Annotated in this window: 23 protein-coding genes and 1 other RNA gene; 8 read left to right on the top strand and 16 right to left on the bottom strand. The window is 52.4% G+C overall.

The features are described from left to right. Positions 1-21: 21 nt before the first annotated feature. On the top strand, positions 22-444 hold the full coding sequence (locus PsAD5_RS23610; RefSeq protein ID WP_057465717.1) for a helix-turn-helix domain-containing protein: 423 nt from the start codon (positions 22-24) through the stop codon (positions 442-444). Between the two features lie 42 nt (positions 445-486). On the opposite strand, the gene pepT is transcribed toward PsAD5_RS23610, so the two are convergent. The 3 genes from pepT to PsAD5_RS23625 form a co-directional block, all read right to left on the bottom strand. Next, positions 487-1,728, bottom strand: coding sequence for a peptidase T (pepT, locus tag PsAD5_RS23615; RefSeq protein ID WP_063293911.1), 1,242 nt, complete (start codon positions 1,726-1,728; stop codon positions 487-489). A 91-nt stretch (positions 1,729-1,819) separates the two neighbouring features. Then, entirely contained in the window at positions 1,820-2,440 is a 621-nt protein-coding gene (locus PsAD5_RS23620; RefSeq protein WP_208980675.1) for a LysE family translocator, read from the bottom strand. A gap of 119 nt (positions 2,441-2,559) precedes the next feature. After that, positions 2,560-3,243: a formylglycine-generating enzyme family protein gene (locus tag PsAD5_RS23625; RefSeq protein WP_063293912.1), complete on the bottom strand. Its 684-nt coding sequence runs from the start codon at positions 3,241-3,243 to the stop codon at positions 2,560-2,562. A 160-nt stretch (positions 3,244-3,403) separates the two neighbouring features. Here PsAD5_RS23625 and PsAD5_RS23630 point away from each other — a divergent pair, with 160 nt between their 5' ends. Continuing rightward, on the top strand, positions 3,404-4,126 hold the full coding sequence (locus PsAD5_RS23630) for an SDR family oxidoreductase (RefSeq protein WP_063293913.1): 723 nt from the start codon (positions 3,404-3,406) through the stop codon (positions 4,124-4,126). A 159-nt stretch (positions 4,127-4,285) separates the two neighbouring features. Here PsAD5_RS23630 and rnpB read toward each other — a convergent pair. Both rnpB and pdxR read right to left on the bottom strand, forming a co-directional pair. Then, positions 4,286-4,681: RNase P RNA component class A (rnpB, locus tag PsAD5_RS23635), an RNA gene on the bottom strand. A 44-nt stretch (positions 4,682-4,725) separates the two neighbouring features. Continuing rightward, positions 4,726-6,159, bottom strand: coding sequence for a MocR-like pyridoxine biosynthesis transcription factor PdxR (pdxR, locus tag PsAD5_RS23640; RefSeq protein WP_208988789.1), 1,434 nt, complete (start codon positions 6,157-6,159; stop codon positions 4,726-4,728). A 108-nt stretch (positions 6,160-6,267) separates the two neighbouring features. Here pdxR and PsAD5_RS23645 point away from each other — a divergent pair, with 108 nt between their 5' ends. Then, positions 6,268-7,080: a pyridoxamine 5'-phosphate oxidase family protein gene (locus PsAD5_RS23645; RefSeq protein WP_244272114.1), complete on the top strand. Its 813-nt coding sequence runs from the start codon at positions 6,268-6,270 to the stop codon at positions 7,078-7,080. A 169-nt stretch (positions 7,081-7,249) separates the two neighbouring features. Here the strand turns inward: PsAD5_RS23645 and PsAD5_RS23650 are convergent, their stop codons facing one another. From PsAD5_RS23650 to PsAD5_RS23660, 3 genes are all read right to left on the bottom strand, one after another. Beyond that, on the bottom strand, positions 7,250-7,747 hold the full coding sequence (locus tag PsAD5_RS23650; protein ID WP_063293915.1) for a lytic transglycosylase domain-containing protein: 498 nt from the start codon (positions 7,745-7,747) through the stop codon (positions 7,250-7,252). Between the two features lie 269 nt (positions 7,748-8,016). Continuing rightward, complete coding sequence (locus PsAD5_RS23655) at positions 8,017-8,775, bottom strand: peptidoglycan recognition protein family protein (protein WP_057465710.1); 759 nt, start codon at positions 8,773-8,775, stop codon at positions 8,017-8,019. Further along, entirely contained in the window at positions 8,772-9,464 is a 693-nt protein-coding gene (locus tag PsAD5_RS23660) for a J domain-containing protein (protein ID WP_063289957.1), read from the bottom strand. The genes PsAD5_RS23655 and PsAD5_RS23660 overlap by 4 nt, the downstream gene beginning before the upstream one ends. Before the next feature lie 352 nt (positions 9,465-9,816). Between PsAD5_RS23660 and PsAD5_RS23665 the strand changes: the two genes are divergently transcribed. Together PsAD5_RS23665 and PsAD5_RS23670 are read left to right on the top strand one after the other, a co-directional pair. Further along, positions 9,817-11,895, top strand: coding sequence for a putative bifunctional diguanylate cyclase/phosphodiesterase (locus PsAD5_RS23665; protein ID WP_208982009.1), 2,079 nt, complete (start codon positions 9,817-9,819; stop codon positions 11,893-11,895). Positions 11,896-11,998: 103 nt separating this feature from the next. Beyond that, a complete protein-coding gene (locus tag PsAD5_RS23670) occupies positions 11,999-12,904 on the top strand; it encodes a DoxX family protein (RefSeq protein ID WP_063289959.1) in 906 nt (301 codons plus the stop codon). Between the two features lie 32 nt (positions 12,905-12,936). On the opposite strand, the gene PsAD5_RS23675 is transcribed toward PsAD5_RS23670, so the two are convergent. Beyond that, the gene (locus PsAD5_RS23675) at positions 12,937-13,479 is read right to left on the bottom strand and encodes a winged helix DNA-binding protein (protein WP_057465707.1); all 543 of its coding nucleotides are present in this window, start codon (positions 13,477-13,479) and stop codon (positions 12,937-12,939) included. 235 nt (positions 13,480-13,714) lie between these two features. On the opposite strand from PsAD5_RS23675, the gene PsAD5_RS23680 reads away from it, so the two are divergent. Further along, positions 13,715-17,314, top strand: a complete 3,600-nt coding sequence (locus PsAD5_RS23680) for a hydantoinase B/oxoprolinase family protein (RefSeq protein WP_084406046.1) — start codon at positions 13,715-13,717, stop codon at positions 17,312-17,314. A gap of 259 nt (positions 17,315-17,573) precedes the next feature. Here the strand turns inward: PsAD5_RS23680 and PsAD5_RS23685 are convergent, their stop codons facing one another. From PsAD5_RS23685 to PsAD5_RS23705, 5 genes are all read right to left on the bottom strand, one after another. After that, positions 17,574-17,948: a hypothetical protein gene (locus tag PsAD5_RS23685; protein ID WP_063293917.1), complete on the bottom strand. Its 375-nt coding sequence runs from the start codon at positions 17,946-17,948 to the stop codon at positions 17,574-17,576. Positions 17,949-18,151: 203 nt separating this feature from the next. Next, the gene (locus PsAD5_RS23690; protein WP_063293918.1) at positions 18,152-18,385 is read right to left on the bottom strand and encodes a type II toxin-antitoxin system Phd/YefM family antitoxin; all 234 of its coding nucleotides are present in this window, start codon (positions 18,383-18,385) and stop codon (positions 18,152-18,154) included. Between the two features lie 605 nt (positions 18,386-18,990). Next, complete coding sequence (locus tag PsAD5_RS23695) at positions 18,991-19,968, bottom strand: calcium/sodium antiporter (RefSeq protein ID WP_063293919.1); 978 nt, start codon at positions 19,966-19,968, stop codon at positions 18,991-18,993. Between the two features lie 94 nt (positions 19,969-20,062). Further along, positions 20,063-20,863: a sulfite exporter TauE/SafE family protein gene (locus tag PsAD5_RS23700; RefSeq protein WP_063293920.1), complete on the bottom strand. Its 801-nt coding sequence runs from the start codon at positions 20,861-20,863 to the stop codon at positions 20,063-20,065. A gap of 97 nt (positions 20,864-20,960) precedes the next feature. Further along, on the bottom strand, positions 20,961-21,743 hold the full coding sequence (locus tag PsAD5_RS23705) for a sulfite exporter TauE/SafE family protein (RefSeq protein WP_063293921.1): 783 nt from the start codon (positions 21,741-21,743) through the stop codon (positions 20,961-20,963). Positions 21,744-21,906: 163 nt separating this feature from the next. Here PsAD5_RS23705 and PsAD5_RS23710 point away from each other — a divergent pair, with 163 nt between their 5' ends. Both PsAD5_RS23710 and PsAD5_RS23715 read left to right on the top strand, forming a co-directional pair. After that, positions 21,907-22,479, top strand: a complete 573-nt coding sequence (locus tag PsAD5_RS23710) for a thioesterase family protein (protein WP_063293922.1) — start codon at positions 21,907-21,909, stop codon at positions 22,477-22,479. Next, complete coding sequence (locus PsAD5_RS23715) at positions 22,472-23,155, top strand: glutathione S-transferase (RefSeq protein ID WP_063293923.1); 684 nt, start codon at positions 22,472-22,474, stop codon at positions 23,153-23,155. The genes PsAD5_RS23710 and PsAD5_RS23715 overlap by 8 nt, the downstream gene beginning before the upstream one ends. On the opposite strand, the gene PsAD5_RS23720 is transcribed toward PsAD5_RS23715, so the two are convergent. Then, entirely contained in the window at positions 23,139-23,795 is a 657-nt protein-coding gene (locus PsAD5_RS23720; RefSeq protein WP_063289967.1) for a class I SAM-dependent methyltransferase, read from the bottom strand. The genes PsAD5_RS23715 and PsAD5_RS23720 overlap by 17 nt on opposite strands. 83 nt (positions 23,796-23,878) lie before the next feature. Then, on the bottom strand, positions 23,879-24,625 hold the full coding sequence (locus PsAD5_RS23725) for a HugZ family pyridoxamine 5'-phosphate oxidase (RefSeq protein ID WP_063290148.1): 747 nt from the start codon (positions 24,623-24,625) through the stop codon (positions 23,879-23,881). Positions 24,626-24,633 lie beyond the last annotated feature (8 nt).

Raw genomic sequence — 24,633 nt, forward strand, 5'->3', positions numbered from 1 at the left:
CAAGTCAACTTGAGGTCAAGTATGAAACTGCTGGATATTGGAGAGATCACCGAACGCTCAGGCGTGAAGCCCTCCACACTGCGATATTATGAGGAAGTCGGGCTCATTCAATCCATAACGCGGCACGGTCTCCGACGTCAGTACGAGCCGCAAATCCTAACGAAACTCTCTCTGATCACACTCGCCAAGGCTGGTGGATTTTCACTGACAGAGATTGCAGGCATGTTTTCTGAAAAGGGTCAGCTCCAGATCCCGCGAGAGCAGATCCGTGAACGTGCCGATCTGATTGATGAGCAAATCAAGGAACTCACAGCCCTGCGCGATGTCCTGCACCACGTGGCCGACTGCCCTGCCCCGAGCCATATGGAGTGCCCTTCCTTCCAACGCATGCTCAAGGCATCGGACAGGCGGAAACCAGCAAAGAAAAAACCGCCGACCAAATAGCCGACGGTTCCATGTTCTCATGAAGCGGTTTTTAGGGGCCTCTTACTTCGCAGCGCGCTCAACAAGCTTAAGGCACACCTGCATCGCACATGCCATGTCCTGCACGCTGATCCATTCCAGCGGCCCATGGATTTCCTGCATGCCGGTGAAGATGTTCGGGCAGGATGTCCCCTTCGCGGTCAGCACAGAACCATCGGTTCCGCCACGGATCGGCTTGGCAGATACACTCAAGCCCATGTCCTCATAAGCTGCCTTAGCAAGCTCAACTGGGGTCATATCATCACGCAGCCAATGGTGCATGTTGCGATACTGTTCTTTGACCTCACAAGAGATGGAAGCACGCGGCTCAGTAGCCTGAACTGCAGCACATACCTGCTCCAGCAGATCAGCTTTCGCTTCCAGACCTTCCAGCTCAAAATCACGCAGCACAAAATGCAGTTCCGCTTCAGCTGCATTCCCCACCATGTCGGCAATAAAGATAAAGCCATCACGACCATCAGTGGTCTCAGGTGTCATCGTCGCATGCGGTAGCATGGTGATGATCTTGCCTGCCAGATGCAACGCGTTGACCAGCTTATCCTTCGCATAACCAGGATGCACGGAAACGCCAGTGATCTTTACTGTCGCACCATCAGCGCAGAAGTTCTCATAGTTCAGCTCGCCCACTTTGCCGCCATCCAGCGTGTAAGCAAAATCCGCACCCAGAGCGCCAGGCAACTTGTCATGCACACCGCGCCCGATTTCTTCATCCGGCGTAAACGCAATACGGAGCTTGCCATGAGGGATCTGAGGGTTTGCAAGCAAATGACGTGCAAGACACATGATGATAGCAACACCGGCCTTGTCATCCGCACCCAGCAACGTACTTCCACTGGCGGTGATAATGTCATCACCGATTTTCTCACCAAGATAACGGGAGTTCTCAGGAGACAGGGACAACTCAGAGGCATCCGGGAAGGAAATTGCAGAACCATCATAAGCACGATGAACGCGCGGCTTCACACCCTCTGCATGGTAGGCCGGGGCGGTATCCACGTGCGCCAGCAGGCCAATCACGGGTGCATCAGTCTCGATAGTTGCAGGAATAGTGGCAAGAACAGCGCCGTATTCAGTCAGCTCAACGTCACTGGCACCAATCTCCATCAGCTCAGCACGCAGCACCTTTTGTACATCAAGCTGGATCTGAGAGCTTGGGGACTCCGGACACGTCTCATTGCTCTGGCTATCAATAGCCGCATAGCGAACGAGGCGCTCTTCCAGTTCCTGATCAAATTCTGTTCTCATAGAAGATCTCCTTGCAGTTACCTTCTATCTGCGCGAAGCCCCTTCAACTTTCAAGTTGGAACACTGCCATAGGAGCAAAAGCAAACCGCTTTTACCGCACCTCACTCGCAATTTTCCCTGCAAACCCAAAAAGAACAAAGCCCGACAACACACGGAACCGGCGATACCGAGCCTGAGTAATAAAGCGCGCCCGCAACAACGAGGCCAACGCAGAATACCCGCTTAAAGATAGGACAGAGATTCCGCAAAACGTTGCAACAAGAATACTGGCCTGTGGCAGCAGGGCCAACTCAGAGCTCATAACTTGTGGGAACAGAGCAACAAAAAACAGGATCGCTTTTGGGTTGGTCACCGCCAGCAAAAATGCTTCCCAGAACAGTGTCAATCCAGATACAGAAACGCTGACATCCCCTGATAAATCAATCTCCTCACGCTTGAAGACAAACTTAAGCCCAAGCCAGACCAGATACCCAACACCCATCCATCGGAACACACTCCACAAAATCTCAGAGGTGAGCACAAAACTCACCACACCACCCGCGCAAAATGCACCCGCAATCGCAAGCCCAAGTGTATTGCCGAGAATAGTCGGCAGAACCCGCCCCATCCCCAACTGCGCAGCCCGTCGCACGGTATTAAGGATCGCTGGTCCAGGCGTCACAATATTCGCCGCAGAAATCAGTACAAAAGAAACCCAAACCCAAAAATCCATTTTGTATTCCACTGTATACACAAATCAGATCTTGGGTAATTGATTGCGTTGGAGCAGTCAAGCTTGCAAGACAATACCGGTGTTTTTCTTGGACAGAGGCTTCCTTGCCAGCAAGCAACTTACTTTATTGACCGCGCAACACGAAAACCCAGGTCCTCAACACGAAAGGTTGGGTGGCTACGCCGTCTGTTGGTGACAAGGCAACCCCGTTCATCATCTGCCCAACCACCACCTTTGAACACGCGGTACTCTCCATAAACAGCTGGATCATAAAGATCCCAACACCACTCCCAAACATTGCCCAACATATCGTAGAGCCCAAACTCATTCGGCTCTTTGCACCCTACTGCCTGCGGAGTTCCAGCTGAGTTTTCGGCAAACCACCCGATATCTTCAAGCGCACCATAGTGCGGTCCTTGAGAACCAGCACGACACGCATACTCCCACTCAGCATCTGTCAGCAGACGATACCCATCGCTTATGGCGCACCGATCAACCAGCCCGTCTCCATGCTCAAGGTAGTAAGGCTTCAGGCCATACCGCTCAGAAAGGCCATTACAAAACCTGACCGCATCAAACCAGCTGACAGAGTCAACGGGCAAATCATCACCAGTAAACTGAGAGGGCCGCTCATTCAGAACAGACGCATACAGCGCCTGTGTAACCAGATATTTCGAAGTATCAAACGACTGAACCTGAGCTGTCCATCGCTCCCTTTTACGATCATCTTTCTGAAGAAGGACACCGGCAGGAATCGTCACCATTTCCGGTATCAAAGTGGAACTCAACTCCCCCAACAGCATTCCAGCATCTCCAACAAACCAGTAAGCCCCAACGCGCCGAGTGTGGCACACCAACGAATAGAAGCAAACTTTACGCGCTCCCAACAAGCTTCAGAAAACTATTTTGGCTAATGAATTGAAAGATCATCCCGCTCACAATGATCGGAACATAAGCAGACCCATGACGAAGCCTCTTGTTGTGATCACAGGTGCCAGCTCAGGTATCGGTGCAGCCCTTGCAAAAACCTTCAGCAAAGACGGGCACCCTCTGTTGCTCTTGGCAAGACGCACGGAACCCATGATGGCGATGGACCTTCCCAACACGATCTGCAGCAAAGTCGACGTCACAAACCGAGAGCACATGATCAAGGCCATCCGCCATGCCGAGCAAGCTTTAGGTCCGGCAGATGCCATCATCAACAACGCAGGCTGCATGTTCTTGAGCGAGCTTAAAGATCAAAATCCAGAAGATTGGGAGACAATGATCGACGTGAACCTGCGCGGTGTCTTCAACGGCATCCACGCAGTGCTGCCAGCAATGTACCAACGCGGCTCTGGCACCATCATCAACATAGGGTCCATGACTGCGAAGAAGCCCTTCCCCATGCGTGCGGCTTATGGCGCCACGAAGGTCGCAATCCACGGCCTCAGCGAAGCATTACGGCAAGAGGTGGCAGGCCACAACGTCCGTGTCATCACCATCGTACCAGGTCTGGTTGAAACACCCCTCCCTTCCAGCACACGCGATGCAAAAATCCGCGAAGACTACGAAGAACAGAAACGGCAAATCGGTGGTGCACTTGACCCACAAAACGTGGCCGACGCGACCCTATTTGCCTACAATCAGCCCCAAACCGTAAACATTCGCGAACTGGTCATCACAGCAACGAGGCAATCTGGCTGATCATACGACAGCACCGCTAACGGCCTACAATCCGCTCCAAATTTGTTACGCCTTCAAAAGCGCAGCCTACCGAAGGGCTCGGAGATGGATCGAAGGACTGCTCGGCAGCTTCTTCACCTTTGCAGGCTACAAGCTGCTGACAAGCGATGTATAAAGAAAAATACCAGTCGGCCTGTAAGCCGGGTTTTGTAAGGCACAAGATGTTACCCTTGTACGCGACGGCAATTCATCTGGGATGCCCATTACTGAACACCTCTAGCGACCCACCCGGGCGGTCAGGTCTGGAAACATGACTGGAAGTAAACTTCCGCGCCGCCCCTATTCGGTCTTGCTCCCGGTGGGGTTTACCATGCCGTTTTTGTTGCCAAAAACGCGGTGGGCTCTTACCCCACCCTTTCACCCTTACCAATGCATGCACTGGCGGTTTGCTTTCTGCGGCACTTTCCCTGAGGTCACCCTCGCCGGACGTTATCCGGCACCGTGTCTCCATGGAGCCCGGACTTTCCTCCACTGCGGCCTTTCAGCACTTGCAGCAGCAACCGTCCGGCCGACTGGTGCACCTGAACTACGGAGCCTAAGGAAAAAGGTCAAGCAAAGAATTACGCTTGCACACGATCTCCGCTCAGTTCCATTGCTTGCTCAAGAGCTTGAACAAAGCCATTCCGCAGCTTCTCATTCGCCTCTGCAAACCCAACAACAAGTCCCCTCTGCGGTGCGCCAAGATAAAATACAGAAAGCGGATTAACTCCAAAACCTTTCTGGTTCATCAGGTCCGCAACAGCCACATCATCGCAGGTCTCCGGCAGATAGAGGCAAGTCTGTAAGCCTCCGGTTGGCATGGAAACACCAACCTGATTGCCAAAACGCTCCCCGATCAACTGGCACAGCGCAACACCGTTTTCATGGTAAGCACTGCGGATCTTGTTCAGATGCGCCCGAAAGTGCCCGCTCTCGATGAAATCAGCAAAGGCCATCTGTACATGCACATTAGCCAGTGCACCCGATACCCGCTGCGCCAACTCCAATCCCACCACATGCTCTTTAGGAACAACCGCATAAGCAAGCCGAATACCCGGCATGAGCGACTTTGCAGAGGTACCGATATAGATCACAGAGTGACGATCACTCAGCCCCTGAAGCGCTGCAATCGGCCGCCCTTCAAACAAGAACTCACTGTCGTAATCATCTTCTAAAATCACCGCACCTTTGTCATGAGCCTGTTTAAGCAACATAAGTCGCTCACTCATCTCCATGCGCCGGCCAGTTGGGTATTGGTGCGAAGGCGTCACATAGATCAAAGAGGCACGTGAAACCTGATCAATCTCTGTTAAAGCTTGCACCTTCAACCCAGCAGCAAAAAAGGCTGATCGCGCACCCAGGTACCCCGGTTCCTCAAGCAGTGCCACGTCCCCTTCCTCAGAAAAGCACTGAGACATGAGCGAGAGCGCTGACTGTGTGGTTGGAAAGGCAAGAACCTGCTCAGGAGAGCAGACCACGCCGCGCTCCTGTGCGAGATACCGCGCCAGTACCCGTTGCAACTCAGGCAAGCCAGAAGTGTGCTCGTATCCAAGCGCATTGCCATTGAGCAGTCGCGCTGCGCGCCGCAAACTCCGTGCCCACTGTTCTTTGGGAAACAGCTCCCGTGAAGGTTCACCCGGCTGCATGGAAACACCCCGCCCCGACGGGCTCGTGTAACGGTGATTACAAGAAAATCGCTTGCCACGCGATGAAAGTGGAGGTGTCGTTTCACGAACAGGTCCTGCAACAACAGCCCCTTCAACCTCAGGCAAGGCCACCACTTCAGGCCGTGCACCAGACCGCACGTCCACCAGCCCTTCGGAGCGCAGCAAATCATAGGCCGTGTTCACTGTGTTGCGAGAAACGGAAAGGCTGGTCGCCAACTGACGTGAGCTGGGCAACCGCTCTCCTTCAGGAACACGCCGCTTCAAAATTGCATCCCGGTACTGCTGATAAATCTGGCTCGACAGCGGAGTGCTGACCTCGCGATTGATCATCACAACATACTCAAACAACTGGCACCCCACAATTAGATTAAGCGGATCTATATGAGGAACCAGTTTTGCAGAGAATACAGATCAGCACAATACTTCTTCGCCCCGCAGCGGGGGTAACGTGCACAAATGAAACAGAAAACCCGGCAAACAGTCAGAGCACAAACTCAAACCACTTGCCGGGCCAACTGGTCCCATATTGCCGATTTCGCTCAAAACCGGGGACCAGAAACGGTTAAGACAATGACAGCAGAAATGACACTTGAAGCAGCGCCAAGCACCAGCACTCGTGAAACCAAGCCACCTAAATTTGCTCGTGTCAGAACAAGTCTGCGCGCGGATTATGATTGGAACACAATCCTCCCAATTCTGGAGAGCTCCCTCGTCGTCCATGTCGGCTTCATGGACGAAGATCGCCCAATGGTCATTCCCATGGCTTTTGCAGTTATGGACCGCACTATCTACATTCACGGTGCCAAAGCTGCGCGGATCGTGAAGAAGATGAGCAAAGACTCCCAAGTCTGCCTGACATTCACACTCATCGACGGCATTGTTGCTGCACGATCAGCTTTCCACCACTCCGTCAATTACCGAACCGCCGTCATTCACGGCACCGCCCGCCTGGTAACTGACCATCAGGAAGCATGGGACTCCCTCAAGGCCATCACCGAGCACCTTCTGCCTGGCAGATGGGATGAGGTCCGCCCGATGACGGAGAAAGAACAGATCTCGACAGGTGTTATCGCAATCGAGATTGAACATGCCTCAGCAAAAATCCGTCAGGGCGCACCAGTTGACGATGAGGAAGATTACGCACTGCCCTATTGGGCTGGCGTTGTTCCGGTCACAACGTCACTCGGTCAGCCTATTGATGATGGGAAACTACTGGATGGCGTGAAGGTGCCCGCTTCGCCAACAAATGCAGCTCGAAAGTTCGCCTAATTTTCGGGGAATTCGCCTAAAATTTTAAGAGTTAGGGTGGTTGACTTTGCCCGGTCAACCACCCTGATATGTCCTTGCAGACAGACTGACCGTCGGTCAGACATTCGTAAAATTCTAAGAAACTTTGAATGGGAACTTACCGTCCCCCGCCCGAATATGCAAGATGCATTTAGCTGCGTGCAATAATATCCTTAACGCGCTTGCAATACTTGGCACTAATCCGGTTCATACGCTTGGCATAATGGCCAGCGTTATAGCGCAAAATGGTTCCACAAAGATCTCCGCCAGCGCGCTTATAAGCACCAGCCAGATATCGCATGCCCCATTCGATGTTGTTTTCTGGTTTATAAAGTGCTTTGGTCGAACCGCGATAACCCATACCACGTGCGGTAGATGGCTTAATCTGCATGAGACCAACTTCACCAGCAAGGCCGCGGGCTCTTGCGTTGAAGTTACTTTCCACTTCAACAACAGCCTTCGCGATGTGGTGCGGGACACCGTGCTTCTTGGCTTTCTGTTCGATCAGCTTGACGTAGCTTCCCTTTTTAGTAGCTGCTTCAGCTTCATCAGAGAAGACATTGGTATTCACAACACCGCCGAGCATAACACTTGCAGCAAGAACGGGGATTACTACGTTATTTTTTATTTTTGTAAGGTTCATCTTCATTTCCTGGCAATCATGTTTTGAGCAGGAGTGTTTATCTTCAGAAGATGAGACGAAAATCAGACAGGTCTGATCACGAAAAGTTACAATTTTAATGTTTAAAAACTGGCATAAACCTTAGTTTATGGCGCAAAAAAGGCTGATACAGGGCATATCAGCCTTACTTAAGGAAACTTTTCAACAAAACAGAGACATTCCCCTACGTAATCAAATCGTATTTCAATTACGTATTAGCCCCTGTTTTACTGATATTTCAATGACATCTATCACAATCAGAAGGATTTTAGCTTTTTCAGCAGGCTATGCAGTGTCGCAATGGTCTGCGCATCAGCAATTCCATCGACTTTTGCAGGACGGAAGTGGCGCTGAAACGCCTCAACAGCATATTTGGTCTTCTCATCAAACACGCCACTGACCAACACATCATACCCATAGAGCCCCAGAAGCGACTGTAGAGCTTCAATCGGCTGTCCTTCGTCCCCCTCCTGAAAGAAGCTCGAAGCCTCAAGTTCCACCGGCTCAATAAAATGCCCAACTCCAGCCTCAGCCAACCGCGCCCATGGAAAATGACGGCCCGGATCCTGTTTACGGGACGGAGCAACATCAGAATGTCCAAGCACCCGCTCTGGTGAAATACTGTTGCGTTCACAGATATCCTTGGCGAGAGCAATCACAGCTTCAATCTGCACATCAGGATAGCCTTGCGTGCCCTCTTCCTGATCCCCCAGATTGGAAATCTCGATTCCAATGCTGCGAGAGTTAAGGTCATCCTCACCTTTCCAGCTGGAAACACCAGCATGCCAGGCCCGGCGACTTTCCGGCACCATCTGCGTAACCATGCCCAGTTCATCAACCAGATAGTGGCAGGAAACTTCTGAGCGCGGATCGCACAGCCACGAAACAGCCTTCTCAGCACTTTCCATCGCCGTGTAATGCAAGATCAGCATATCAACGGCAGGAACGCGGCGCTCGTTGTGATTGGGAGATGGACGAAGACGCGCAGGCACTGCGCATTCAGTTTTAACGCTCATATTCCTCGTTCCGCGCAGATCTGCTCATACGCTTTATTCAATGCAACCAGCTTATCGCTGGCGATCTTGACGAACTCTTCGGGGACACCTCGACCAATCAACCGATCAGGATGTGTCTCCCGGACTTGCTTGCGATAGCAAGAGCGCACGTCTTCATCACTCGCCGCCATATCAATGCCGAGAACCAGATAGGGATCTCCATCCCCTCTTATATGACGGGCTTTAATCTGCGAAAAGCCAACAGCATCAATTCCAAAGATTTCGGCAATCCGGCTGAGATAGGCAACTTCTCTCTCATGAATAACGCCATCTGCCTTGGCTATATAAAAGAGGCCATCCAGCACATCCGTACGCGTCGTCTCATCTTCAGCAAACAACACAGAGAGCTTGGAAGCATAGGTCTCAAAGCCCGCCACGTCCTGCTGAGCCAGTTGGAAGAGGCGTGAAACGTTGCGCTCCTCACCCGCTGGCATCTCAAACAGATCGTAAAATGCGATCACTTCGTCATGGGTCACAACACCATCAGCTTTTGCCATTTTCGCAGACAAGGCGATCATAGCGACTGTAAAGGCAACATTCCGGCGCGCTTCACCAACTGACTGAACAAGCTGCTGCAGCCGGTCAACCAACTGGGCACCACCGGTTTGCAGTGCACCTACAATCTTGTCAAAGCTGCCCCAAAAATTCATTGGCATCCTGCTCTCTAGTTCAATCTGCTTGACAATTTCGCCGGAAAAGACAGCAAAATAATTAGTCACCGCAAATCAGGTTTATACCTAACAAATTATTTATCAATCTGAATAGTTTGTTTCCCTTGGGTTTTATTTGCCCACTGCTATCTATAAGTGCCCATTGCATGATTTCAGTTCAAGCCTCAGTCAAGCTTGATCTCAAAATATCGCCCCATGAAACACATGGGTAATGTTTTACAGATATATTCGCTATTAATTAAGTACACATACAGGCGACAGCGCCAACTAACTTCTCAGTTGCCTGCTGCCAGCGCACATTATTTCGTGCGTTTCGGGATGGGGATTTCAAGTGGAAACGATACCTCCACATCGTAAATTACTTTACGCCGGCATAGTGTTTGCTGTGATTGGTGCCATTGCCACAAGCTTTTATGCCATTGATCAAGCGACTTTATATTATTTATTCAAGAGTGAAGCTCAAAAAGAATTCCATACTGCGAACAACATCATCAATTCACACCACCCTTTCGAGGCACCTTCCAATGAAGACACGGGACAAAAGGATTCCTCTTCCCCGTTAAACTTCGGCCTGCGCGGGTCCAGCTCTGCCCCAACCACAGAAATCATCTCTTCAAGCTGGAAACTGCCTGCAACCAAAGCCACCGCAGTCAAGCAGGCACTGGTAGAACAGTTTGAAGAGTTCGAACTTCTGGTCGTCAACGCTCCCGGTCGTCCATTGGCTGTCCATCCGCGGAATATGACCAATGACCGCGTAAACGAAATTCTGTCCGATCCATCCGCTTATGACGCCTGGCACTCTGCACTCAACTCAGGACAGTTGGTAATTTACTCCAACTTCAACTGGCTTGAATGGCGGATACCAAAATTTGGCGTCGTCATTCCTTATGTAAATGACGAAAACAAAGCGCGTGGCGGCTTTATCTTCACCACCAAACCAACGCTCAACACCGTCGTGTTTATGGACGCAATCGCCTTTGGGTCGGCCTTTGCATTCCTGCTGGTGCTCGTCGTGGCAATTGCCTCTATTATGTTCGCCTGGAAAGGACTGCATGATCGCTGGAAAACCTCCAAAACGATCCGCTTCCTCGCGCACAACGATCCACTGACTCACTTGCCGAACCGCGCCGTTTTTTCTGACGAGTTAAACAAGGCGCTCCGCAAAGCATCTATTACAGCTTCCAATGTTTACGTCATCGCCATCGATGTTGATAAGTTCAAGGAAGTGAACGACAACCACGGCCATGCGGCTGGCGATACATTCCTCCAGATCATTTCAGACCGGTTGCGGCTCGTCTTCACTGATCACCTCGTCTCGCGTCTTTCTGGCGATGAGTTCGCTGTGATGATCGAGGGGGAATACACCAGTCACGATATCACCGTGCTCGCCCAGCGCGCCATGGCAACCACCAATTCCAGCTGCGTCATCGACAGCAAAGAAATCCAGATCTCCTTATCTATGGGCATCGCTCAGGCGACCGATGCTGCTTGGCGATCCTCCCGCCTTCTCCATTGCGCTGACCTGGCGCTCTACCGCTCCAAGAACGGTGGCCGCTCCACTTACACCTGGTACGAGTCCAGCATGGATGAAGAGCTGGAACGCCGCCGTGAGCTGGAAACAGAGATGATCCGTGCGCTCAAGCTAGACGGATTCTCAGTCGTGTATCAGGCTCAGGTTGGCCTAGCAGACAACAAGCTCAAAGCTTTTGAAGCCTTGCTCCGCTGGGTGCATCCGGAAAAAGGCCGTATCTCACCAGAAGTCTTCATCCCAATTGCCGAAGACACCGGCCTTATTGAAGCGCTCGGCGAATATGTGCTCAAAAAGGCTTGCACTGACGCTGCAAGCTGGGCTGACCCAACCTTGAAAGTCGCCGTCAACTTCTCGCCTGCACAGTTCAAGACCGGATTGATCGAGCAGAAAATTTCAGAAGCCCTCGAAGAATCCGGTCTGGCACCAGAGCGCCTTGAGATCGAGATCACCGAAAGCCTCCTGATTGCCGACACCACCAGCGTGGTGAAGTCACTCAAGAAGATCGGGAACATGGGCGTTTCCATCGCCATGGATGACTTCGGCACGGGCTATTCTTCCCTAAGCTACCTTTCTCGCTTCCCGTTCAACAAAATTAAGATCGACCGCAGCTTCATCATGAACATCGGCAAGGATGCCCACACCGACGCAATCGTTGCTGCGATTATCGGTCTTGGCCGTTCACTTGACGTATTGATCACAGCAGAAGGCGTTGAAGAAGAAATGCAGGCCCAAATCCTGCGAGCCGGCGGCTGCGATATCGTTCAAGGTTATTACTTCGGCAAACCATCTAACGTTGATCCGGCCAATCCGCACGCAAATGTCCGCTGCACGCTTGGAACACAAGAGGCCAAGCAGATTGAAGCTGCCTACGTCGGATAACCTCTCAAATAAGCCTAGCGAGAATAGCAGGATATCTCTCGCTAGGCGCTGCACGCTACCTTGACACAAATGACCCGCGCTTGGGATTCGCTGTGAGGTAGCTATGGCAGACAAGAGCAATGCAAATACTGAGGACATGAGCGAAGAGGAGGATCTTGCAGAGATTGCACGGCCCTTCCACTACTTGTCTTTCTTCCAGCTGCTTCAATCCCTCATTACAGCCCTATTGCTGGGCGTCGTAGCACTCATCTCTCTGGAAGTGCTCATGTCACCCATTCCAGAATCTGCATTACGGCCCATGCTGATCTGGCTTGCACTGGCATTCTTCTTTGTCGTGATCGTCGTGCCGAAAAATTTCACACTCGGCTTTTTGTGCATGTTGCTTTGCCAACTTGTCGCCTGGCGGATTGCCTCACTCTATTATGCCTATCTGCTCAGCTGGCCATTGGCCTTTGCCTTCTTCGTCAATCTCATCTGGTTCCTCAGCACTATCCAGCGCAACTCATTTGAGACAGCAGGCCGTGGCCTCACGCTTTGGCAATGGCAACTCACCTTCTTCCGTATTCTGGTTGGCTTTGTGATGGTGCCACACTTCACCGACAAGCTGTTTGCCGGGTCTCTCCCTTACATGGAGCACGTGGAATTCTTCTCCCTGCTCGGTTATCCCGACCCTGCCATGATCATTGATGCAGCAGGTCTGGCAGAACTGGCCATTGCAATTGGCATCGGCCTCGGGTTGCTCACCCGTCTCTCTTGTTTCTTCGCTGCAGCCTATATCTTGTTTGCAGCCACGCTGAGCGGAGCATTGGAGCACGGTTTCGTCTCCTTCGCCACAGCCGTCTCATGGGAGCTGCCGCTGATCCTGTTTGCGTCTTATCTTAGCTTCACCACCACAGGAGGGGGAGAATTCTCCATAGATGGTGCATTGCGCAGAACCGGTAAAATGCCCGGATGGATCAAACTGCTCATGGGAGACACAGGCCTCGCCCACAATGAGCATGTCGATTGAGTAATCGATAGCAGGTTCCCGCTGCGATCACATTACATTGCAGCGGCAGAACGAGCAGCCTGATCGTAATGACCTGACACACTGCGCAAAACAGATGCAAGCCGGGACAGCTCAGCTTCATCAAGCCCAAGTTCTTTCACAGGCTTCACCAGCAAGGCATCACGCAGCTGCTTGTAAGCATCACAAAGCGCACGACCCTCCTCAGTAATCTCGGCAATTTTCTCTTTGCCCCGCTTACCGGATTGCACAAGGCCCGCCTTCTCCAGCTTTTTCAGAGCGTAAGACACCGTGTGAGTATCTTCGATATTCAGAACAAGGCATAAATCGGCCAGTGTTTTTGAACGCTCACGGTGATTGACGGAGTGGAGCACCAGCGTTTCCAGAGGAGATAAGCCCTCCTGCCCTGCAGCAGCCATGCAGCGCACCATCCAACGATGATAGGCATTCACCATCATTGTCACCGCAAATTCCACCTCAGACAGTGCGGGCAATTCACCCGATGCAAGGTGCGATGAGGACACGACCGGTCCAACGCCCAGCCCACCAGTATTTTTCTGCTCTAAAGCATCACTCATTTTTGACCTCACAACCACCAAGTTAGAATTGCGCAGATTCGCACCATCTCGCGCAACATAATGTCGAGAGTTTACGTAGATCACACAACCTCTCTTAAAAGACCGATCCACGTAAATTTCAATACCAATCGCCGCGTTTCTCCTGACTCTCACATATTCACATTGACAATATGCCTACATTTTGTAGATGTATCACAGAATAAGATTTCAAATCGAGGTGGGACAAAACATGACAATGAGCAAGTGGGACTTCTGGATCGACCGCGGCGGCACCTTCACAGATATCGTTGCACGCACACCTCAAGGAGAAATACGCGCCCATAAAGTCCTCTCCGAAAACCCTGAGGCCTACAAAGACGCCGCCATTCAGGGCATTCGCGACCTCATGGGTGTTGCCAAAGACACCCGCATCCCGTCCGACCAGATCCGGGCGGTAAAGATGGGCACCACAGTCGCCACCAACGCACTGCTGGAACGTAAGGGTGACCGCACCCTTCTGCTCATCACCAAAGGCTTCCGCGACGCTCTGGAAATCGGCTATCAGGCCCGCCCGGACATCTTCGCCAAAGAAATCATCAAACCAGAGCTGCTCTACGATCAGGTACTGGAAGCTGATGAGCGCGTCCGCGCTGATGGCACCGTTGAAGCCGCTCCGGACCTTGACCAGATCAAAGCCCAGCTCGAAGCAGCCTACGCTAACGGCACACGTTCCATCGCTATCGTCTTGATGCACGCCTACGCCTTCCCTGAGCACGAGAAGCAGTTGGCGGACATCGCGAAGCAAGTCGGCTTCCCGCAGATCTCCGTCAGCCATGAAGTCTCCCCACTCATGAAGCTGGTTGGCCGTGGTGACACGACTGTTGTTGACGCTTACCTCTCCCCAATCCTGCGCCGCTATGTGGATCAGGTTGCTGGTGAACTCGACATCCAGAACACCGACTGCCGTCTCATGTTCATGCAGTCCTCCGGCGGTCTGACCGACGCCTCCCTCTTCCAGGGCAAAGACGCTATTCTCTCCGGCCCTGCTGGCGGTGTTGTTGGTGCCGTTGAAACCTCCAAAATGGCGGGCTTCGAGAAACTCATCGGCTTCGACATGGGCGGCACCTCTACTGACGTCTCCCACTTCGATGGCGAGTTCGAGCGTGCCTTTGAGACCGAAGTAGCTGGTGTTCGCATGCGCGCGCCAATGATGATGATCCACACCGTTGCAGCCGGTGGTGGTTCCATCCTCCATTACAAAGACGGTCGCTTCCAGGTTGGTCCAGATTCCGCTGGTGCAAACCCGGGACCGAAGTGTTACCGCCGAGGTGGCCCACTCACCGTCACCGACGCCAACGTCATGACGTCCAAGCTCAACGCTTCCTACTTCCCTAAGATCTTCGGTCCAAATCAGGACGAGCCGCTGGCAATCGAAGAAGTCAAAGCAGCCTTCAACGCGCTCGCCGCTGAAATCGGTGATGGCCGCACTGGCGAGGAAGTCGCAGAAGGCTTCCAGAAGATCGCCGTTGAGAACATGGCCAACGCCATCAAGAAGATCTCCGTTCAGCGCGGCTATGACGTCACCGAATACGCCCTCACTTGCTTTGGCGGTGCTGGCGGCCAGAGCGCCTGCATGGTTGCCGACAGCCTCGGCATGAAAACCGTCATCGTGCACCCGCTCTCCGGCATCCTCTCTGCTTACGGTATGGGCCTTGCGGACATCCGCGCCACCCGTCAGCAAGCCGTTGTTAAAGAGCTGAACACCGACAATCTGACAGCTCTTGCAGACCTCGCTCAGCGCCTTGCAACAGACGCGAAAACAGAAGTCGAAAATCAGGGCGTTGCAGAAGACGAACTCTCCATCCTTCCGCGTGCGCACCTGCGTTATGACGGCACTGACACCCCAATCGCGGTGGATCTGAACACCGGTGATCTCGATGCCATGGTCGCCGCCTTCACCCAAAACCACATCAAACAGTTCGGCTTTGCCTACGAGAACAAGACCATCGTGGTCGAAGCGCTCGAAGTGGAAGCAATCGGCGGCGGCGCTGGCCTGCAGGAACCAGACGAAGCACTGGCAGCAAATGCTCCGGCAATTGCAGAACAGACCCAGTTCTACGCAAACGGCAAATGGCAGGATGCGTCCATCCTCAAGCGCGATGCGTTCCAGCCGGGTATGAAGCTGCAAGGCCCTGCCCTCATCATGGAACCACACGCCACCATCGTTGTGGAACCGGGCTGGCATGCGCAGGTCAACGCCAAGAACCACATCATTCTAACCCGCACCATCCCGCTGGAGAGGAAAGTCGCTCTCGGCACCACCGCAGATCCGGTGATGCTGGAAGTGTTCAACAACCTCTTCATGTCCATCGCCGAGCAGATGGGTGTCACCCTTCAAAACACCGCCTACTCCGTGAACATCAAAGAGCGTTTGGACTTCTCCTGCGCGGTCTTTGACCAAAACGGCGCGCTGGTAGCAAACGCACCGCACATGCCGGTGCATCTCGGGTCCATGGACCGTTCCGTTGAGGCGATCATCTCTCTCAACAAAGGCAGGATCAAACCGGGCGACGTGTTCGCACTCAACGCTCCTTACAACGGCGGCACCCACCTGCCGGATATCACCGTTGTCTCTCCGGTATTTGATGACGACGGCAAGGAAATCCTGTTCTGGGCGGCCTCCCGTGGTCACCATGCTGATGTCGGCGGCTCCGCTCCGGGCTCCATGACCCCGCTCGCCACCAAGGTGGATGAAGAAGGCGTCTTAATCGACAACTTCAAGCTGGTGGACCAAGGCGACTTCCGCGAAGAAGCTCTGGTCGAGCTGCTCACCAACCACAAATACCCGGTTCGCAACGTTCACCAGAACGTGGCCGATCTGAAAGCCCAGATCGCCGCTAATGAGAAGGGCGTTCAGGAACTGCGCAAGATGACAGACCACTTTGGTCTGGAAACCGTGCAGGCCTACATGGGCCACGTGCAGGACAATGCTGAAGAAAGCGTTCGCCGTGTGATCGAAGCACTCTCCGACAGTTCCTACGAATATCCAACGGATCAGGGCTCAACCATCAAAGTCAAGATCACCGTTGATAAGGACAAGCGTGAAGCAACTGTTGATTTCACCGGCACCAGCCCGATGAAAGAGAACAACTTCAACGCACCGGAACCTGTCACCCGCGCCGCTGTGCTCTACTGCTTCCGCGTCATGGTGGAAGGACACATTCCGATGAATGCAGGCTGCCTGCGTCCAATCAACATTGTGGTGCCGGAAGGCTCCATGCTGCGCCCGCATTATCCGGCAGCTGTTGTGGCAGGCAATGTAGAAACCTCGCAGCACATCACCAACGCTCTGTTCGCAGCTCTCAGTGCCATGGCGAATTCACAAGGGTCCATGAACAACCTGACCTTCGGCAATAACACCTACCAGTACTATGAGACCCTGTGCTCCGGCTCTCCGGCAGGTCCGGGCTTCAACGGTACTGATGGCGTCCACGTCCACATGACCAACTCTCGCCTCACCGACCCGGAAGTGCTTGAGTTCCGCTATCCTGTGTTGCTGGAAGACTTCCACATCCGCAAGGAAACAGGCGGCAAAGGCAAGTGGCATGCAGGTGACGGCACCAAACGCACCATCCGCTTCCTGGAAAAGATGGACTGCGCAATCCTGGCCTCCCACAGAACCATCGCTCCAAAAGGCATGCAGGGCGGCGAAGATGGCCAGAAGGGCCGCACCTACGTGCGCCGCAATTCCGGCCAGATGGAAGAGCTGAAAGGCTGCGACCAAACAATTCTGGAAGCCGGCGAAGCCATCACAGTCGTCCCCCCAACCAGCGGCGGCTGGGGCACCCCAGAATAGGCTACTTAAGATCAAACAACAGAAACGCCCGGCTCACTCAGCCGGGCGTTTTTAGATTAATAATTGGCTCTCGTGATTAGTAATCGCAAACATCTCCGTTTCTCGCGATTTGCGTTATCTCTTACAGAATTATCTGGATTATCATATCCATATTCACAGTCATTAATGGTCACTACATGAGCACTAGGATGTTCACCGCGCTTAATTTCAGCCACCACATTACTACCACCAGCACACCATAAGCATCACAACCACACTACTAAACAAACCAAGCCTGCCAGATAAAGCTCGATACTATATTGATAGAGACTCCGAAAATAACCCCCCAAAAAAGCTGCCATTTTAAAATTCCATATTTGAAGCGCTCCCATCTGTCGTAGGTACGTAGCCACCGAAGTCCTTTATCAGTCAGGAAATAGTTACCTGACCTAGCCTGATTTACGGAAGCTGCTACCAATGAAAGGTGATCAACCAATCCAAATTCGACGAGTTTTTCGACTATCGAAACGACATCTTGCCCTTCCATTGTCGCTCTAATTTCATGAGGATCACGACCTTCTTTGATTTGCTTTAAAATCGGTCGAACAAAGTTGATATCCAACAGAGCATGGGGGCGCGAACTATTTTCTGACATCTGATCTCCTTAGTTGGGCACAGGGGCTAGGGACCACTCCTATCTAAAATCGTGCTTATAAAAACCTTCAAGGAGGACCAATATAGCCACACCCAGCAGCTTTCCACTGGACCTAATTAAGATTGTTCGTCAGCTTCCTGCGCTTAGAGGAAACAAGAAGGCTCGACTTTAGATTTACAGCAACCGGCAACTCAGTCAGCTTCTCATTCGTCGCCCTCAAAGCCAAATGTAACCTCTTTAATCTCTTCATTGAAATCAGCGGCAAGTTTGATCTGCCCCTTGAAGCGTCCGGATTTTCGCGGTTTCAACTCCCCCTTATGTGGCACCAGGTCAAGGTAGGGCTTTCCAGCTTTGGTAATCACGACACGCTCTCCTTGCCAAACCTTCTCACCAAGCTTGAAAAGGTTGGACTTCGCTTCGCGCATATTGACCTTCATGGCACTTTACCTTGGCTAGACTGAGCTAATGATACCTCAGAGAGCGGAAGTCCACCAATCCACGATTCCCGTAAACACCCGTAGCACCACATGGCATCCCATGCAGTGTTGAACCAGAATTCCCGGAAGGTGGGATGAGCAAGGCGGCAGGCAATGCCTGCGCTGTTTGTTAGTAATGAGTCTTCGGCATCAGCTACACGCCTTGCCCGGGCTTTCTTGGGATGAACAACGTCGCCTCTTTTGCCTATAAGGCACGATAGCCGGTTTCCCGGAAAGAAAGTGGCTTATCCAGACACGTTTCCATGCCCAAACAGTTCCTCCGTCTTTGACTGATACCTTCGCAAAAGCAAGTTTCCCTGCCGGTGCTCTTGTATCCGTCGCCGCGTGATACCCTATAGTCCTGGGCCCTTCCCCTCAAACCATGCGGTCACGTTTGAAGTTCGGTTCACCGGACCACTGAAAGGTGCGTTACGTCTTCCAATAGCCCCGCCCAACCTACGACAAACTGACGGTCGCTCCGCCAGCAGCCCGTTACGTAGGCATAGGTTCACAGTATGGGAGGAATTCAGGAGGGGAGTAAGTTTTTTCCAAAACGCTTTGCAGCATCACGCAATACCAACTGCAGCACGTAGGCCGGGCATAAGCTGAAAAACCATATAAGCTGCGTAACAGCACAGGAAGAACACACCTTCCCTGCGGCTCACTCGCCAGCCGGTAATGCAGGCAATCGCCATCAGCACAACCGTGCCCACCATCACCCAGATATCCACCTGCGCGATCTCAGAGGGCACCGGAATTGGCACAACAAGGGCTGTTACACCGCCAATGCCGAAAATATTGAAGATGTTGCTGCCAACAATATTGCCAAATGCAACCTCAGCATGGCCTCGCACCGCAGCTATGGCCGAGGTGACAAGCTCTGGCAGAGATGTGCCAATCGCAACCAGCGTCAAGCCAATCACCGCATCAGAAACCCCAAATTGATGCGCAATTTCAACGCTGGATGACACCAGCAAACTCGCCCCAATAACGATGCCAACCACACCGACAGCAAAAATCGCAAGCCCCGCCCAGATGGAAAGGTTCGGATAGCTCGCCTGATCAGCTTCAGCCTCATGAATCTGAGCCGCTGCCTTTCCCGCTTTGCGTTCCGACCAATAGCTGAAGAGTGTATAGGCCAGCAGCAGGCCAATCAGAACGAAACCAGCCCATCGGGACAGATATCCCGTCAGGATGACACCCAGCAAAATCAGGCTTGAAAGCACAAGCACGGCACCATCACGCTGAAAAGCTTCCCGGTTCACCGCAATGGGTAAGATCACTGCCGTAATGCCTAAAATGAGCAGCACATTAGCTATGTTGCTGCCCACAATGTTGCCAATGGCAACACCGGGGTAACCAGCAAGCGCGCCCTGCAAACTGGCCACAAGCTCCGGCATGGATGTGCCAAAGCCAACAAGGGTCAGCCCGATAAACAGTTTGGAAACACCCAGACGCGTCGCAACAGCCACACTGCCGCGCACCAATGCTTCACCGCCAACAAGCAGCAGCACAAGCCCCCCAACCAATTGAAGGATCACCATTTTCTGAAAACTTTCCTTAAGCGCAGTTCGCGCTTGCGGTTTAGACTGATGTGCAATTGGGTATCCTTCAATCAGATTGCAAGAAGGTTGGTCATCACATTACATTCAGCCAAACCTCTTTGATAATGAGGCCGAGACCAGAAAAAAGCATCATCACCAGCACGCAATAGCGGAACAGGATCGGGCTGAAGCGCCGGCCAAGATAGTTACCACTCTTGGTGCCGATATAGACAAAAACCAGCCCGGTGATCGAAATCGCAAAAGCACCAAGATGCAACAGGCCCATGTATGTCAGACCAAGGATCATCATGACTGTCACGACTGTGAAGAAGCTATTGATCGTTTGAATGAAATGGCTGCGCGGGAGATCGAGAGACACCAGAAACGGTGTGATCGGCATCAACTGTGAGCCTGTCATCCCTGTCAGCAATCCGGTTGAGAATCCAGACAGCGAACTCCCAGCTTTCTCCCAATGCGTTTTCAGCTTCAGGTTCTTGGAAAGCAGCGCATATCCCACAAACGCCATGATGATAAACCCCAGCAGGATTGTCAGCCAATGCGTGGACGCCCACCCCAAAAACCAAAGACCAATGACAACGCCCGGCACCGCATAAAGATAAATCCGCCAGAAGCGAGAAAAAGATTCCCGAAAATGCCCGGCTTCATAAACCAGTATGAGATCACTGATGAGCCCCGGTATCACAATAAGCGGAATGCCCTTCTTCAAACCCACCGTGTAAGCGAGAACAGCAAGGCAGATCGTTGTAAACCCCAGCCCTGCAAGGCCTTTCACAAAAGCTGCAAAGAAGAACGTGAACATGATGATGGCAATCTCAAAGGCCGTATAGCCGAGATACTCCGCCGCCATTGCCATGTCTGCTTCCATATCCATCATGCAGCAGAGCCTAGGCGTGAACCTGCAACAATCTCTAACATCTCCATCTGCAAACTGAAGGGATCCATCAACCACCAGTTAGCTTAGAGCATGGCCGCTAAAATCCTTTGACCAGCAAGCTCAACCCAAGCCCGAACAAAAGCAGCAGAATAGACGCCCTGAAAACCGACGGCGACATCAGCTGGCGCACCACCGAGCCCAGTTTGGTGCCCAGATAGACAAAAGCCAGCCCAAGTGCAGAAACAACAAGCGCACTCAGATCAAGCAGTCCGAGATAGTAAAGGCCACCCGCCATCACAAAGGAGGACAAAGTAAAGGAGCAATTGATCGCCTGTACAAAACGCTCACTGTTGAGATTCAGCGACAACAGATAGGGCATTACAGGCATAATCTGCGAACCGGTAATGCCATTCACCACGCCCGTAATAAAGCCGCTGACAGGCCCAAGGAAGCGCTCCATCTCATAGGAGAGTTTCAGGTGCGGCGTGAAATAAGCAAACAAGGCATAGCTGATAAGCACAAAACCCAGCACCACAACAGCTTCCTGAGCGGGCGCCACATCCAGAAACCAGAGGCCCAGCAGAATCCCCGGCACCGTGGCAAGCAACATCCAGCGAAAGCGATCCACCATCTCCCTGAAAGACCCGGCATCGACCATCACCAGAATATTGCTGGTAATACTGGGCAGTAAGATGAGCGGAATTCCTCTTTTCAACCCCACCGCGTAAACCAGAAACGGCAGACAAGTCGTTGAAAACCCGAGGCCTGTCGCGCCTTTAACGAAAGCTGCAAAGAAAAAAGCGCCCGCAACAGCAGCAAGTTCCGTTGAGCTATACGCAATCTCCCACACAAAGAGATAACTAGAAATATCTTCAAACATCTGGCACAACACACCTGACCTAATAGGAAAGCTAATTCCCTATTGGAAAATCCATTAGATTTTTGTGAAAGCCCGTGAGCTATCACGTGGAGAAGAAATGCAACTCTGGTTTAGACTTATACTTTATTTCATTAAGTTCCCTTTTCAGGAAAAACTAGCAGACATGTTCAGCAAGTCTGTTGTCCGATTGCGCGTTCTCCCCTCTGACATTGACATGAACATCCACCTCACCAACAGCCGCTATCTGGCCATGATGGATTTTGGTCGTGTGGATCACATGAGCCGCACCAAGCTCGGCAAAGCGATTTTCCGCAACAAATGGACGCCGCTGGCCAATCACGCCACCGTCCGCTTTCGGCGCGAGCTCCCCTTTGGCGAGCCGTTCAAGCTGGAAAGCGAGATTGTGTACTGGACGGATGAGGCCTGTGTGATGGAACAACGCTTCATCTTCACCAAAGGCCCGAAGAAAGGCATTGTTGCTGCGACCGGTCTGGTGCGCGTCAGCATGTACGACCGCGCACAGAAGGCTTTTGTCCCAACCTCAGCGGTGCTGGAAGAGACCGAAACACTCGCGACAAAGCTTCCATTGCAGCCGCATATCGAAGCGTTTTTGAAAGAAGAGAAGGCAATTCAGGCTTATGAGCGCAAATCCGCTGGCATTGCTCCGGTAGATTCATTAGAAATACCAGCTGCTGAAAACGATCAATCAAAGGCAGACAACAGAAAGCATGGCTGAGCAGACCTCCCTCCCGATCCTGTATTCATTTCGTCGGTGTCCCTACGCAATGCGCGCAAGACTGGGATTGGTCGCAAGCCAGACAACCGTTGCCCTCCGCGAAATCGTGCTGCGCAGCAAGCCAGCCCACATGCTGGAAATCTCACCAAAAGGAACGGTTCCTGTCCTGCAACTGGCAGATGGAACCGTCATTGAGGAAAGCCTTGAGATCATGCTCTGGGCTTTGCAGCAAAACGACCCTCAAAGCTGGCTCTCACCTGAGGTGGGTACGCTGGAGGAAATGCTGCAGCTGATTGAAGAGATGGACGGCGACTTCAAACGTAATCTGGACAGATACAAGTACTCAACACGTTACGAAGGCGCGGATCCGGACGAGCACTACACCCTCGCCATCCTAGAACTCTCCAAGCTCTCTGAGCGCCTTGAAGGTTCAACGTATCTGTTCGGAAAACGCCCAGCTCTCGCAGATCAGGCACTCTTCCCATTCGTGCGCCAGTTCGCCAATGCAGATAAAGAACGCTTTGAGATAGAAGCCCCTACAAGCGTAAAAAAATGGCTGCTCGAACGGATCGACCAGCCGGATTTTAAAACCGTATTCGGTATGAAATGGAAGCCATGGTCACCCGAGGATAACCTTGTGCTCTTCCCGCAAGAAGTGACTACACACGCCCTTTAAACAGCGCAACTTCGCCAACCACTTCAATCGTCACATCCCTGAAATACGTCTCCAGATTGGAGCGCAAATCATCAAGGTTGTCTTCAGAATTCGAAAAGATGCCCTTGCTGTTGTAAAAGCCCATCAGCTTGCGCGCTGCCCAGTTTGGCTTCTGCCCTTCACCCAAAATGGTTGAGCCAAACAAGATCCCACCGTCATTCAGCAGCGGTCTGAGGTTCTCAAACACCATATACTTCTGCTTCATGGTTCCCGGCAGGCAGTGCAGCAGATAACCCAGATTAATGCTGTCAAACTTGGCGTCGGTCCACTCAATCGGCTCCAGCACATCAGTCTGTGTCACGCTGACATTTGCCACCACAGAGCGCGCCTTGGCATACTCCAGACAGGTTTGGTTGAGGTCCATCAGCACCAGACGCGTCTTATCCGGAAAGCGCCCGTGCTCCAGAAAGTAACCACTGCCAACCCCTACATCGAGGTGATTGGCACTGACATTGCGGTTGAAGAAGCTCAGTGCCTTTGAAGCGGAACAGCGCCACAGAAACGTGTTGGAGAACCGCAGAACCAACAGGTCATAAATACGCAGAGTTTTATCGGAGTAGACCTCTGCCCCTGCCGCGCTATCCAAATTCTCTTTGTTCATTTCCGCACCAATCCTGTTTTGCTTCACGCATGCATAGTTGCCATACTAGAACAACAACATGAGCAAAACCCTACGTCATGGTTTTACACAGAACAACCAAGAGTTTGCATCAGCAGCTTTTCTAGCTCCGTAACCGACACTTCCTGATCCCAGGAATGACGGTAAACTGCCTCTCCATCAAAGAAATCAGCCCCCTCACCATCAACGCTCACCAACCCCCATTTTGAAGCGCCAACCTTGAAGGTTTTCGAGGCAAACACCCCAATATCATCAGCACGGCGCTCATTCATGCGGATAACAAGGTCATGAGCGGTAGCCGCGAGTTGCTCGCGTCCCTCATCAGAAGACAGAACATCCTCGGTATCCAGCAGGAACGCTTTACCAAAGCCGCCGTTCATGTTCACCCGCTCAACATGCAGGCGATACCAGTCGAAATCAGCAAAATCGACATAGAGCTTTGCCTTGGGATGCCGCATCAAATAGCGGTTGCGTAGCTCAGTGCACAGCGGATCCCCTTTGCTCAGTCGCTCAAAGCGCCCGATAACGGTCAGCCGCGGATGAGCCAGTGGGTCCCCTTTACCGGGCTCACCAATCAGCAAAGACACCCGCTGATCCTGCACAAGGCATTGAGAATGGTTGGAAAGGCTGGAGGCAAGCATAAACGGCGCACCAACAACATCCGAGCTGACACCAACACGGCTGACAATAGGGTAGCCGGTCTCTGGCTCCAGAACAGCAAGAGAAGCAAATCTGACAGACCTGATCAGCTTCTTGGCAAGAGCGCGTGCTTCATCGGTGGTTTCACGAATTGGATCTATCTTCTTTTCCATACCAACCT

Source organism: Pseudovibrio sp. Ad5, from assembly GCF_001623095.1.
In the GTDB taxonomy this organism is placed as follows: domain Bacteria; phylum Pseudomonadota; class Alphaproteobacteria; order Rhizobiales; family Stappiaceae; genus Pseudovibrio.